A 13,336-nucleotide genomic window follows, 5' to 3' on the forward strand; every position below is an offset into this window, starting at 1 on the left:
TTGAAAGCAAAGGTCGCGACTTAGCTTGTTCTTATCCCTGTGAACTCAACTCTTTGCTGTACTTTTCTTTACCCTAAGAACCCTGGCTGCATCACAGATGCTCACCTCATCGACATAGCCCAGACGGAGCAATTTCTCCGAGTAGGATTTATTCGCCTCCACGTTTCGGATTCAATCAATGCAATCAGCCGTTGACCTGGGCGGCAGAGAGCATGATCATTCTCAGCGAACGCTCCACAGGGATGGCTCTGCAATGCCCCTTTGCTCCTTGCTGCTGCCCTTTCACGACACCGTTTTTGTCTCGTCCTGAACATCTCCCGCTTAACGCGGGCGGCAACCCCGAGCAGCCACCAGACCGCGTGCTCAATTGGGCAGGATTTTGACTTGACAGTGTAAAGTTCGAGACACTTTGAAATCACTTCCTCTTGTTCGAGGTCGGTTAAGCATCTCCATTTGCTGATGGCCGCCTCGAAGCGCTGGATGTCACTTCCATTCAACATTTCACTCTCGCGTCTTAAGGTAGTGACACCTTGGGTGCACTTCCAGTAAACCGTGACACTAAATTCGGTTTGCCTCTGCGGCCGGTTCGTGATATCGGCTACATTCCGCGAATAGCGGCACCATTGAAGTCAGTATTCCGTAATATTGCGGACCACAACTACCGATGTACTTTTCCGCGTTCCAAACACGCGGCTCCATTGACGAGACGATACGCCTGCGTCACTGTGACGCAGGCGGCCTTATTGATCAGAACTTCAGAGTTGAAAGGGACTACTGGCGCGTGCAGCAATGTTCTCGCATGGGCCGAGATGTGGCATTCAGCCTCATGGGGTAAGACTGTAAAACGCCGTCGATGGTCACCACAGGTTGACAATCGAAATGCCGCAGCCGTGTAAGCTCAACAAGCACCGCCCATTCCGGACCGACAGCAGAAAAGAGACAGAAATGCCCTCCCAACATGAGGTGCAACTGCACTTGAGTTGAGAATGACGCCAGATCTGCGTGTATGGGGGGGGCGAACTCGGCGATTGAAACATAGAAAACTCATTCAATCACCGCTTGGGGCACATCGAATACTGCACTGTTTCCCGGAACAGTGAACACGCTCCCGTTTCAGACGCCAGAAGCAATTGCGCCGCTAGATCCACCCCGCCCACCGGCTTCTCGCTCAGACACCCTGTGCGGGTTACCCCCTCACTCCGGCGACACAACGGACCTACCCCAACCAAACCTTCAAAAAACCTGGTACAGAAATTTGAGTCAGGCCACCGCGATCCCTGTCCGATCGAATGGGCGTACTCGACGTACAGCTTGTTGCTTCACACCAGGAGCCGCCGATTGCGTGGGCCTGAATTCGCACGGGTGAAGCAGAATCCAAGAGTTTCGATCTCAAGCCCCGAACAGATTTGAACGACGTTGAGCCGAAGACGCCGAGAAAGATCCGAATTCCCGTTCAGCACAATTCGGGAAATTGGCAAAGCAACTTCCGCCGAAAACGAAACCAGCCAGCAACTTGTGCTGGCTGGCGGGATTAGAAGCGGAGAGAGGGGGATTCGAACCCCCGGACCACTTTGACATGGTCACAGCATTAGCAATGCTGCGCAATCGGCCACTCTGCCATCTCTCCGGGATCGCTGACGAGACGACGATTCTGTATCAGAATTCCTGCGAGGCGTTGGCCAGCCCGCAGTCACCTGAACAAAAGTCACTCTACTCGCTGCAAAGTCATCCGCTCGAAAGTCTATCGATTCCTCCTCCGCTGGCAAGCCTGATCCCCTGCTTCGTTCTGATGGCGCCCCGGCACACGCATCATCCGCCGGAAGATCCCGACTTTCGGTCATCGCCTGCCACTACCCACCGCGGACAAGGGAGAGCCTGCCGACTCCTGCCGGGGGGCCTTGACCAGGCAAGGCCCGGTCAGACGTCGTTCCGGTTCTACCGGCACGGCGCGCGCAGGAATTGCTCCCCCCAAACGACCGGCAGGGACAGCACCAACAGGACACGGGGCCCGCTTACATGTTCGTTTTGGCGTCCATCGCATCACCGAGCACCGAATTGAGCGCGGCATTCAGTTCGGCATCGTGCGCGTGTGTCTGGCAGTAGATGCGGAAAATCAGAAAACTGATCGGAATCGCCCGGAACAGTTCGTCGTCATGCAGTTCGTGAATTCCCGCACCGGGATCGAAAAGGTAATTCTGCCCCCCGGCAGGGAGTCGACCGCTGGGACGGTGATAGTGCTTGGCAACGTCGATGTTGAGCGGCAAATCGCGCAGCTTCTTCGGCAACCGTTCACGAACGCGCCGCAGCACAAGATCCGGTTCAGAGAAAATCGTGAGCCGTTCCCCCACCGCGGAATGGAAATTCAGCATCCGCTCGCAGGACATTTTCCAAGTCGTCTGTCGACACAGGATCGACTGCCAACGTGCCCCGAGCTGGCGACGCTCTTCATCGTCCGCTTTGACCCAGCGCTGGACATCGACCAGCAGCGACGATTCCGTCAGTTGCTGATATTCGTCGAGATAGTCGAGGGGGTTTCCGGGGAACAGATGCCGCATGGTGTCGGCGAAGATCTCTTCGATGGCAATATCGAGCGCCCGGACCGTTCGATGGAAATAGACGATGCGGAACAGATTCGCCCGGGTTTCGATAAAGTGAATGAGTGCAGGCAGCCCGCGGACATGAATCGTCAGCCCTTCCTTGCTGAAAAAGCTGTAGTGAATCAGCCGCGACAGATCGAAAGCCTTCGTGTTGATGCCGGTCATGTAGGCATCGCGGAGGACGAAATCCATGTTGTCGACCGTGTAGATGCCGCTGAACAGTGACCGGAGCTTGCGCAGCCATTCCGGCTGCCCTTCCGCGTCATTGGCCCGCGGCCGACGGATGAGCCACGACACCTGTCGCGGGTCGAGTTCTTCGAGTGGCTGCAGCTTGCCATTTGGATTGCGGCGGATTCCCCGGATGAGATCCGCCAGCGGACCTTCAATGATCGCTCCTCCCAGATCTTCATGTGTCAGATCAAACTGGTCCAGATAGTGATCATCGAAGAAATGACCGAAGGGGCCGTGTCCCACATCATGCAGCAGTCCCGCGAGCCTCGTCAGGCTCTCGACATAGGCTCGTGATGGGACATTGGAACAGACTTCACAGAGGGAGTCGTACCACTCGTCAATGACCCGCGACGCGAGATGCATGACCCCCAGAATGTGCTGAAATCGTCGATGCTCTGCCGAGGGGAAGACCCACCAGGCCGTCTGCAGCTGATGAATGTGCCGCATCCGCTGTACCCACGGATGATCGATAATCTCCTGCTCGGAGACCTCATCCGCCGAGAGCCCCGCACGGGAGATAAAAGGGATGTATCCGTGGACCGGGTCGTGTGCCAGACTCTCGGCTGAATAATCGCGGGTCATGCCGCTCCGTTCCTTCATGGCTGTGAATTCCTTCTCACAGGCATTCTAGAACATTTCTCTAAGGGATCTACCCGTTCCCTGCCGAAGCATCGCGATTGAGGGAGCAGCTGCCGTCGCGCCACGATGCGAGTTCGCCAATTGACTTTGCATCGCGAGGGACGAAGGCGGTACGATCACACTGGCACCGGACACGGACCTTCGATCGGAGTCCGCACCTCCTTTTCACGGGCACGCTCATGACTCAGAAGCACCTTGTTCCTCTGCTGTGCATCACAGCCTTCTGCATAGCCGGTCTTTCCGCACCGGCGATCTCTCGTGCAGAACAGGCTCCGCCCCCGTCCGGCGCACCGGAGGCCACCCAGATCGTTGTTCCCAAACGGGCCGGCGTAGAACTCAAAGTCAACTCCCGGACGTTGCAGACTCTCGGCCCCGAACAGCGATTAACAGTGCTGAAAGCACAGGACAAGTGGCTCTGGGTGAGCCTGAAGAACTCGAGCGGAGCAACACTCCAAGGCTGGGTGAAGAAGGACGAAGTCAAGCCCTACGAGGAAATTCCGTTTCAGGAAGCGGAGGCGCCGCTGAAGCGGCCGCTGGGAAACGGCATGATGCAGAACAGAGCCAGCAACGTGCGCGGCCGGACATCTCAGATGTCCCAGGAAACAGCAGCGGCACGGTCGGCGCAGCAGGCTGGCCCGCCGCTCCCTCAAGCCCCCCAGCTAAAGCGGGCGACAATGCCTGACACCACGGTTTTCCAGCGACGCGAAATTGCACAAGAAGCCCCGATTCCCAAGCGGGAAGTCAGCAGTGGCTCACCCCTCCTGGACCGCTCTTCACAGTCGCACGTCGCTTCCGCTGCCAGAACGGAAGCGGCGGAGCAGCAGAAAAACGGCAACTTTCAGGCTGCCAGAACGCGGCTGGCGGAGGCCCTCGCTCAACTGGAAGCCGCCTCGCAGGCAGAAACGGTGGAATACGGACTCACGCTGCGCGATCTGGGCCTGCTGGATCAGGACGCCTGCAATTACATCCTTGCAGAACAATCACTCAACCAGGCTCAACAGTTGATGCAGAAGCTGGGGCAGGCGGAGGAGTCGGCCATTCTGGATGGTCTGCTCGCGTCGCTGTACTACCAGACAGGTGACTATGAACGCTGCGGCCGCAAGCTGCAGGAATGCCTCGAGCTGCACGCCCGCCTGTTCGGCAGGAACAACGATATTTACTCGTCCACGATTCACAACCTGGGACTGCTCGCCGAGAAACAGGGAGATCGAGACGCCGCATTGAAGTGGCTGAAAGAAGACCTGGAAATCAGCCGCGGGCTGCATGGTGAACAAAGCGTTCAGTTCGCCCATTGCGCGAGCAACATGGGCCTGTTCGAAGGCCGACGGGGGAACGTGGTGGAAGGGATCAGCCAGCTCGAGAAAAGCCTGCAGATCTTCAAAGCCCAACTGGGTGACAAACACCCGACAACGGCCACGACGCTGGAGAATCTGGGCTACGTCCAGCTCCGTAAGGGGGAGCTCTCCGCGGCCGAAGAAAGCCTGCAGAGGGCGCTCGACATCCGCAGGGAAGTTCTGGGGGGCCTCCATCTGGATGTCGCCGACAGCCTGCAGGACCTTGCCCTGCTCCGCGAAGCTCAGGGGCTGACAGCGGAAGCGTTCGAGCTGTTCAACAACTCACTGGAGATTACCCGCCAGCAATTGCTGCTCGCCTCCTATGGCCAGTCCGAACGACAGCAGCTGGCGATGGCCGCCGCGTTTCGGGCCCGGGTCGATGCCTATCTCTCAATGGCACTCCGTTGCGGTCAGATCGGTGCCAGCGAGTATCAGCAGATTCTGACACTGAAAGGGGCCATCTTTTCCCGCCAACGGTGCGTCCGACTGGCCCGGAAAAGTGAAGCTTATGCCGCGAAGTTTGCCCAGCTGCGTCGGATCTCGTCCGAGCTGAGCACGCTGGTCCTGAACGTTCCGGAAGAAGCGGAACTCCCCGAGTGGAGAGCCCGCATCGAAGGACTGCTGCTGGAGAAAGAAGCTCTGGAGGGTTCTGTGGCATCCACTCGCGGCGGTTTCCGGCCTCCCCCGGGAGCGCCGCCCCCACCGAGTGCCACAGCCGCTGCAGGTTCGGCGCCCCCCGAAGTCTCGCCGCAGTTCGACGGGATCGTCACAGCGCAACAGGTTCAGCAACAGCTGTCACCCGGATCAGCGCTGATCGACTTCATCGAATTCGAGAACATCCCCTCGCCGCTCAACCTCGACGCCCAACCCGAACGGGAATTCGGAGTGTTCGTGGTGCGGCCCGGACAGGATGTCGTGTTCCTTCCGCTGGGAAGTGCCCGCAGAATCGCGAAAGCCTATGAATCGTGGAGCAGCTCATTCTCGCGGACTCAGCCAGTGACCGGCTCCGAAGACGATGCCACCGTTCTGCGGCAACTGATCTGGGATCCGATCTCTCCGTATCTCGTGGATGCCAGCACGATTCTGATTTCGCCGGACGGCATCGTCAGCCGCATCCCATTCGCTGCCCTTCCCGGTGACAATCCCGACAAGTATCTGATTGAAGAGAAAGCATTCGCCCTGATCCCCGTTCCCCGATTGCTTCCCGGCTCGCGCCAGGACGCGGCCAATCCCAACGAGACACAGGGGCTGCTGGCACTGGGTGCGGTCGATTTTGATCAGCGGACCGATGCTCCCCCGACTGGAGGACATTCTCAGCTGGCGATGCGTGCGGGAGGGATGCAGCAGTGGTCCAGTCTTCCCGCCACGCGAGCCGAGATCGTGACGATCCGTGACTCGTTCGAAACCCGCTTTCCTGATGACCGGGTCCGGATGCTCCGGGGGGCTGAGGCCACAGAAGATGTCGTCAGCCAGCAAATGGAAAAATGCCGCTTCCTGCATCTGGCCACCCACGGGTTCTTCAGTCCGCCCGACGTCAAATCGGCTCTCGTTGCTGATGGCCGGCGAGGCCAGTCGGTCAGTTCGATCGGATACCATCCCGGCCTGATGTCAGGCATTGTTCTGGCCGGGGCGAATCTTGCTCCCGAACCGGGCCGCGGAGATGGAATTCTGACCGCACTCGAGGTGGCCGAACTGGACCTGACCGGTGTGGAACTTGCCACCTTGTCTGCCTGCGAAACCGGTCTGGGGGAACTGGCTGCGGGTGAAGGGGTACTGGGATTGCAGCGGGCCTTTCAGGTCGCCGGAGCCCGTTCCACGATCACCACGCTCTGGAAGATTCGCGACGATGCCACACAGGACCTGATGATTCACTTTTACGACAACCTGTGGAACAAACAGATGTCCAAGGCTGAGGCCCTGCGACAGGCCCAGCTCGCGCTGCTGGAAAATCCCGCCTATCGCGGACTAATTCGCGAAAACAAACCGCAGACGGGACGCACGCCCCCCAGCCTGTGGGCGGCGTTTCTTGTCAGCGGTGACTGGGAATAGCCGCGAACCGGAAGTTACCGGCGTTCCAGCAAAAACCGGTCAAAGAGTCTGTGCCCTTCCGGCACAAGAATTCCGGTTTCTGCAGCGGCGACTTCGTCGTAGGTTCGTGCCGTTCCCGAGTCAATCCCCTGACCGCACATCGCGAACGGGATCCGCCCGTGGCTGTGGGTTTTGGTCCGCAGAAACGTCGGGTGATCCGGACAGATGAGCAGCCGGTAGTCGCCAGCTGTCTTCAAATAGTCGTGAACCGGACCGACGATGTGCCGGTCGATCTGTTCCAGCGCTTCGACTTTGGCATCGGCATGCCCCTCGTGCGACGCTTCATCGGTCGCCTCGACATGCACCACCACAAAATCCTGCCCCGCTTTCAGCGCCGCGATGGCAGCCTGTCCCTTGGCGGCGTAATCGGTGTCGAGATACCCCGTCGCTCCGGGAACCTCAATCACCTTCCACCCCAGGAGCCGGCCGATCCCGCGCAGCAGGTCGACTGCGGTGATGACTGCTCCTTCGACCCCGAAGCGATCGACAAACGGGACGAAGTTCGGCACGCTCCCCTGCCCCCACAGCCAGATCTGCGTGGCGGGGAGCAATCCCTGTTCGACACGGCGGCGATTGACTTCGCAATTGGCGAACAGCTTTTGGCTGGTCTCCATGAGAGCCCGCAGATCACAGGCCCCCGTCCCGAGGGGGAGATGCCCCGAGACCGGCTGGTCTGTGATATCGTGAGGAGGAACGGTCGTCGTGTCGGCCGCGAACGGAGGGGCCTGACTCGGACGTCCCCGGTAAATCAGCAGATTGCGGTAACTGACACCGGTGTGAAACTTCCAGTGTTCATCTCCGCAGAAATGTTCCTGCAACAGCCGAATCAGCTCCGCGCCGTCGGCGTTCGAAATCTGCCCGGCGGTGAAGCTCTTCATGACACCGTCCTGGACGGTGACCAGATTGCAGCGGATGGCCCAGTCGTCCGGCCCGAGCGCAATTCCCTGCGCAGCCGCTTCCAAAGGTGCCCGGCCGGTGTGGTAAACCAGCGGGTCGTATCCGAACAGGCTCATCGTGCCGACGTCACTTCCCGAAGGCATCGAGGCGGGGACATGGTCGGTCAGACCGCATTCCCCCAGTCGGGCCACGGCGTCCATATGCGGGACAACGGCCGCCTGCAAGGGAGTCCGATTCTGCAGACTCGGCTGAGCCTCATCTGCGCAACCATCGGGAATTACCAGAACGAATTTCATTTCGACCAACAGACTGAATTCTGAGCAGACAGCACGCAGGAGCAGACAGCGGTCCTCAACGTGTGCAGGGCTCGCGGCACCGCTGCTGCTGTCGTAACACAAACAGGGACAAATTCAAAGAGTCGGACGATCGAGGCCACGCACACCTCCTGCAAGCGGAGGGATTTGCCCGGAGCAGTCCTGCAAACTCCACCCGGACTCCGCGAGTAAGGAGAAATGGATGCAGCCGCCGCACTCCGAGGCAATCGACCCGGGGTTCCGTTCAGAACGCCGTGTTGATCGCTTCGTTCCCATTGCGGGTGCAGAGTGACCAGAACAGGATCTGATCAATATTTTTTGCAATCGGCCGGGCAGAGCCGTCCGCCATGCAGAAATTACTCACGTCGCCGTGGAAGCTCCCGAAGCCGAAGAACTGCACATTGAGAGTGACGGTCCCGCCCCCCTGCTGACACTCGGGGTAGTCGTTCCAGTTGGAGGGGGCCTGCCAGTTCTTGTCGAAGCCGGGATAATCATCCCGGGCGCGGGCGACGCTGGAGTAGCTGTCTCCCCAGAACCCGACCGGTGACTCTCCGAACAGGAGCGTGTTCGATGTCCCATCCAGAATGTCCCGATCATCGATCGAGCTGTTCTCGTAAAAAATGCCGTTGTTGGTCACCCGGTTCACACCGTTATCCAGCACGTTGTTATTGGGACTGGTGCCGTTGGGGTTATTGGCATTCGGCGTGATCCAGGCCCCCATGTTGCCGCGATAGTTGGAATAGGCGAGATTCCCCGGTCGGGCTGCCGGCAGCGTGGCACTCGGGCAGACGTAGGTCGCGATCGGGACGCGGATGTATTCCCAATTACTGTCCGTCACTTCCCGGGCGGGGGGAACAGCCTGCTTCCAGTCGGTTTTCGGCAGAGAGAAGTTGATATCGACCGCCCGCTGCTCCATCTGCGGCAGCAGCATGGCGTGCCAACTCCAGTACGGCCCGAGCGCCCACTCACCCACCACAGTCGGGGTCGAGCCGGGGAGGTTCACCACAATCGGTTCAGGGAACGGAACCGGCTGGACCTCGATATCACACAGGGCGGTGGTCGGACGAATCCAACCCGAGGGAAACTTGCCGTGCGTCGACAGATAGTTATGACTGGCGATCCCGAGCTGACGAACATTATTCAGGCACGAGGAGCGGCGTGCCGCTTCGCGGGCCCGTTGAACTGCCGGCATCAGCAACGACACCAGCAGCCCGATAATCGCGATCACGACGAGCAACTCGATGAGGGTAAAGCCGCGACGGCTCGCCGTGGAACGCGAAATGTTTCGTCTCAGCCCAACCATGATCCACTCCTGATGAATCGCCCCGAATGCTGTCAGCGATCATACCAGCCTGCATTCCGGCAGGCAATTTGGCCTGTCCTCACCCAGGTCCCCGCGGGGCTTCACGCGAGGGGGCGGTCTGCTCTATTCAACCGGTTCCGCTGCCGCAGGTTCCGAACCATTTGTCTTCCGGTTGTCTCCCCAGCGACGGCTCAGCCTGGTTTCGACGCCCAGCTGGTCACAGATCCGGTTGACGACAAAGTCGACGAGATCTTCGATGGTTGTCGGCCGGTGATAGAAACCGGGCATTGCCGGCAGAATGACCACCCCGGCATCGGAAAGGATCTTCATATTCTGTAACTGCAGGCTGCCCAAAGGGGTTTCGCGAGGAACCACCACCAGTTTCCGGCGTTCCTTCAAGTGGACATCCGCAGCCCGGTGAATCAGATTGGATGACAATCCGGCCGCCAGAGCCCCCAATGTTCCCATCGAACAGGGGCAAATGACCATCCCCCCGGTCAGAAATGATCCACTCGCGATCCCGGTGAAATAGTCACGGTAATGGGCATACGTCAACCGCCCCCGGACCGCTGGAGAATCGGGCCTGTTGTCGCCGGAGGGAGACCGGTTTTCGATACTGAGGAGCGGTGTGGGATCGAAGTGCTGCAGATCGAGGTCGATATTCAGCTCCTGCCGGAACACCTGCACGGCCGCCTCACTGATTGTGAGGTGCACATCGCGGCCATGCGACAGCAGGACATTCAGCAGCTTCAGCGAATAAATGGCGCCGCTCGCTCCGGTCATCGCCAGCACGATCGGAAGTTGCCTGTTCACACGGACACCCGCTTCGATTCTGACCGGGCCGGAAGACGTCCGGCTGCCCCTGCAGCCGGTCCGATTCTCCACAGCATTCCTGCAACCAAGTTAACCCATACTGCCCGCAGGATCAGTACCTTCGGGGCCAATTACGGCGGTTCCCTGAAATCTCACCGAGCCCCCTACTAGTCGGCATATTACGGACTGGAGATTCGATATTCTTGTTGGCCGGCTGAAACTCTGCCGCGTCCCCTTCGCGCGCTGGATTTTTCCTCCCCTGACTGCCCCGGGCTGGTACAGTTGGCACGAGCCGGAGGCCCGATTGATCTCCGGAGTCCTGGTCCTCCCGTGAAGACGACCTGAGGCTGCCGACAGACCGACTCCCTGTTTCAGAACAGTTTTCACTGCCCGACCTCGACGCACGGGGACGGGACCAGCAGACTGCTCTTAATCCGTTCCATGATCAACTGGTTTCGCACTTCCCGATCTCGAGGGGGTGAAGCCCCAACATTCGGATCGCCTCCGACGGGAAGCCGCTGTGATTCGCTCCATCAGTCAACCCGTAGTGAACTTGCTGATCGCCGGTGCCAGCACACGCTCGGCTGCCTACTCCGCACTGCGCTCGGGCCTGTCACCCCTCTGCCTGGATCTGTTTGCTGACCTCGACCTGCACGAACGGGTCCCGGTCCAGAAGGTTCCGGACCTGCAGGAGAGTCTGCTGTCGGCGCTCCGTCAACTGCCGTCTCTCCCCCTGGTCTACGTCGGCGGTCTGGAGAATCAGCCGGAGGTCCTGAGAGCCGCCAGCGAGCAGCACCTCCTCTGGGGCAACGATGCCGATGTCGTTGCGCAGATCCGCAATCCCGCCACCCTGCAGGAGGCAGCCGGTCTGGCCCGACTGTCGATGCCCGAGTGGCGCTCCGAAGAGAATCCGCCGCCACGGGATGGCAGCTGGCTGATTCGTCCCCGCTTCGGCAGCGGGGGTCGGGATATTCAGGTCTGGATCGAAGGGGATCACCCGGTCCCGGCATTGAACGAGCCTCACATCTTTCAGAAGCGAATTGAGGGAACATCGTATTCGGGCACGTTCATCGCCGACAGATCGGTCGGCGATGTCCGGTTCGTCGGCATTACACAGCAGTTGATCGGCGAACGGATCTGCAATGCTCATCCCTATCAGTGGTGCGGCAATGTCGGGCCAGTCGGACTATCGATTCCCGTCGAGGCGGTCGTTCGCCGACTCGCCAATGTCCTGAAATGGAAACTCGGAATTCAGGGCCTGTTCGGCATCGATTTTGTCCTCGACGCTGAGGGAACGCCTTGGGTGACCGAAGTGAACCCGCGATACCCCGCCTCCGCCGAACTGCTCGAACACATCACCGGCAGCCCTCTCCTTGCGGACCACTGCCGCTGTTTCGCCCCGGATGTCGTTCCGCAGACAGCGTGGACGTCCGCCTCCCAGTCCCCCTGCATTGGCAAGGGAATTCTCTACAGCCCACGAGACTTCGTGCTGCAGCAGGATCTGACCCCTTACGCGGATGTTTCGCTGACCGACCTCCCCAGCCTGGCGGACCTCCCCGCGATCGGCACCTCCATCCGTACCGGAGACCCGATCTGTACGGTGTATGCACTGGGGTCTTCCCCCGGCGAGACCTGCATGTTCCTCGGGGAACGGATCCAGCAACTGTCGGCGTGGCTGAACTGACGCCGCGACATCCCGAAAGCGGGTAGAGACTGCGGACCCGCAGCCCGTGACCCATATGCTGCGCCGGCATTGGAATGAGCAACCCGCTCTAACTGCGACGGAACAGCAGGAAGTAGCCCACGAACGAAACGCCGAGAAACAGCGTGAGTTTAACCCAGACGGGAATATTCGCGAGGTTCATTTCTTCCTGTGGTCCCAGATCGGGCGCTGGAACCGGCGGAACCTCGAGTCGCTGCACTCCCTGCCCGGGCTGTGGCTGGGCAGCCTGTTGTTGGGCAGGCATCGGCTGGCCAACGGGCTGAGGTGGTCCCCCAAACTGCGGCAGGACCCGAACGCCCCCTGAATCCGCAGCGCCGACGGCTGGCCCTGCGTGAGGATGGCCGGACGGCATCCGCAAGTCCGGACTGGGCCCCCCGATTGTCACCGGAGCGACGGAGTCCTCGATCCACAAAACCCCACAGTGGGGACACCGCACCTGACTGCTCTCGGAAACAGTGACCTCTTTCCTGCAGTTCGAGCAGGTCACAAGAACCTTGGGTCCGGAGTTCTCCATCTTCGGAGCCGACCCCGGGGTCGCTGGTCCCCCGGAATTTGAGGGTGAGTTTTCCTCCGTCTGCGGCGCGTCCTCCCCGTCTTCCAGCTGGGACGGTGGAGGAACCTTCGGTGTCACAACCGAGGGGGCTGCCACGACAGCAGCCACGGAGACCCCTTCCAGCATCCGCCCCCGCCCCATCAGATCCTCGGGAATCGTCGTGGGGCTGAACTGAAACTCAGCGTCCGCAGTTGTGAAGCTGCGAATCTCGTTCAGGGGAATCGAGAGTTTCTCCTCCGGTCGTCTCCCCTCCCCGGCAACTTCCACGACGACCTGCCGGAGACTGAACGACAGCAGTTTCCCCAGCGTGGTGCTTCCGGTCTTGCGGTGGATCGTCACCTCACGAGGCGGGTCAAAACGCAATTCCTGCTCGCCCCCCAACACTGCTGATACACAGCAGATGCAGACGACGAAGGCATGAATCGCCAGACTCACCGCCCCGCGCGACATTGTCCACTCCACCCCACGCCCTGAAGATCAAAACAGCCCTGCCTCAAAACGTGGGCTCACTCTCAGAATATTCACTTCAGCGTCTCCCGAGTATCCGAATTCGCGGATTATCTTGTGTCGCCGACAAAAAGTGAGGACGCCAGCAGCCGACCTGAACCGGGAGCCCACAGCCATTTGCCGTTTCTCCGTTGCGAATCGTAGTTCTCCGGATTCGACGATTCGTAAATCCTCTCCGGAAGTCCGCAATCCGATCCGGGACATGCGGGGTTACCAGACCGTCCGGATCCAATTCCCCCGCCAGGAGCAATGGCGGGTTGATCGGCCTGCCGGTATGATCACATGCACGAGAATCCATATCAGTCGATAATTGGATCAACGGCATTCATGACGACGC

7 protein-coding genes and 1 tRNA gene are annotated in these 13,336 nt (G+C 59.9%); 2 read left to right on the top strand and 6 right to left on the bottom strand.

All coding sequences use genetic code 11. From position 1 onward, the window contains the following. Nucleotides 1–1,538: 1,538 nt before the first annotated feature. Nucleotides 1,539–1,627 (bottom strand) — tRNA-Ser (locus tag SH664x_RS17000). A 385-nt stretch (nt 1,628–2,012) separates the two neighbouring features. Further along, complete coding sequence (locus SH664x_RS17005) at nt 2,013–3,428, bottom strand: HD domain-containing protein (RefSeq protein ID WP_437202917.1); 1,416 nt, start codon at nt 3,426–3,428, stop codon at nt 2,013–2,015. A gap of 218 nt (nt 3,429–3,646) precedes the next feature. On the opposite strand from SH664x_RS17005, the gene SH664x_RS17010 reads away from it, so the two are divergent. Further along, complete coding sequence (locus SH664x_RS17010; RefSeq protein WP_437202919.1) at nt 3,647–6,850, top strand: CHAT domain-containing protein; 3,204 nt, start codon at nt 3,647–3,649, stop codon at nt 6,848–6,850. A 14-nt stretch (nt 6,851–6,864) separates the two neighbouring features. On the opposite strand, the gene SH664x_RS17015 is transcribed toward SH664x_RS17010, so the two are convergent. From SH664x_RS17015 to SH664x_RS17025, 3 genes are all read right to left on the bottom strand, one after another. Continuing rightward, nucleotides 6,865–8,082: a cofactor-independent phosphoglycerate mutase gene (locus tag SH664x_RS17015; RefSeq protein WP_437207253.1), complete on the bottom strand. Its 1,218-nt coding sequence runs from the start codon at nt 8,080–8,082 to the stop codon at nt 6,865–6,867. A 262-nt stretch (nt 8,083–8,344) separates the two neighbouring features. Continuing rightward, the gene (locus SH664x_RS17020) at nt 8,345–9,403 is read right to left on the bottom strand and encodes a DUF1559 family PulG-like putative transporter (RefSeq protein ID WP_437202921.1); all 1,059 of its coding nucleotides are present in this window, start codon (nt 9,401–9,403) and stop codon (nt 8,345–8,347) included. Between the two features lie 123 nt (nt 9,404–9,526). Continuing rightward, nucleotides 9,527–10,186 carry a UbiX family flavin prenyltransferase gene (locus SH664x_RS17025; protein ID WP_437207255.1) on the bottom strand — a complete coding sequence of 220 codons (660 nt, stop codon included), beginning with the start codon at nt 10,184–10,186 and terminating at the stop codon, nt 9,527–9,529. Nucleotides 10,187–10,736: 550 nt separating this feature from the next. Between SH664x_RS17025 and SH664x_RS17030 the strand changes: the two genes are divergently transcribed. Further along, nucleotides 10,737–11,900: an ATP-grasp domain-containing protein gene (locus SH664x_RS17030; RefSeq protein ID WP_437202923.1), complete on the top strand. Its 1,164-nt coding sequence runs from the start codon at nt 10,737–10,739 to the stop codon at nt 11,898–11,900. A gap of 88 nt (nt 11,901–11,988) precedes the next feature. On the opposite strand, the gene SH664x_RS17035 is transcribed toward SH664x_RS17030, so the two are convergent. Next, nucleotides 11,989–12,942 carry a hypothetical protein gene (locus tag SH664x_RS17035; protein WP_437202925.1) on the bottom strand — a complete coding sequence of 318 codons (954 nt, stop codon included), beginning with the start codon at nt 12,940–12,942 and terminating at the stop codon, nt 11,989–11,991. Nucleotides 12,943–13,336 lie beyond the last annotated feature (394 nt).

It is taken from the genome of Planctomicrobium aquicomposti (assembly GCF_051466325.1).
Lineage (GTDB): Bacteria > Planctomycetota > Planctomycetia > Planctomycetales > Planctomycetaceae > Planctomicrobium.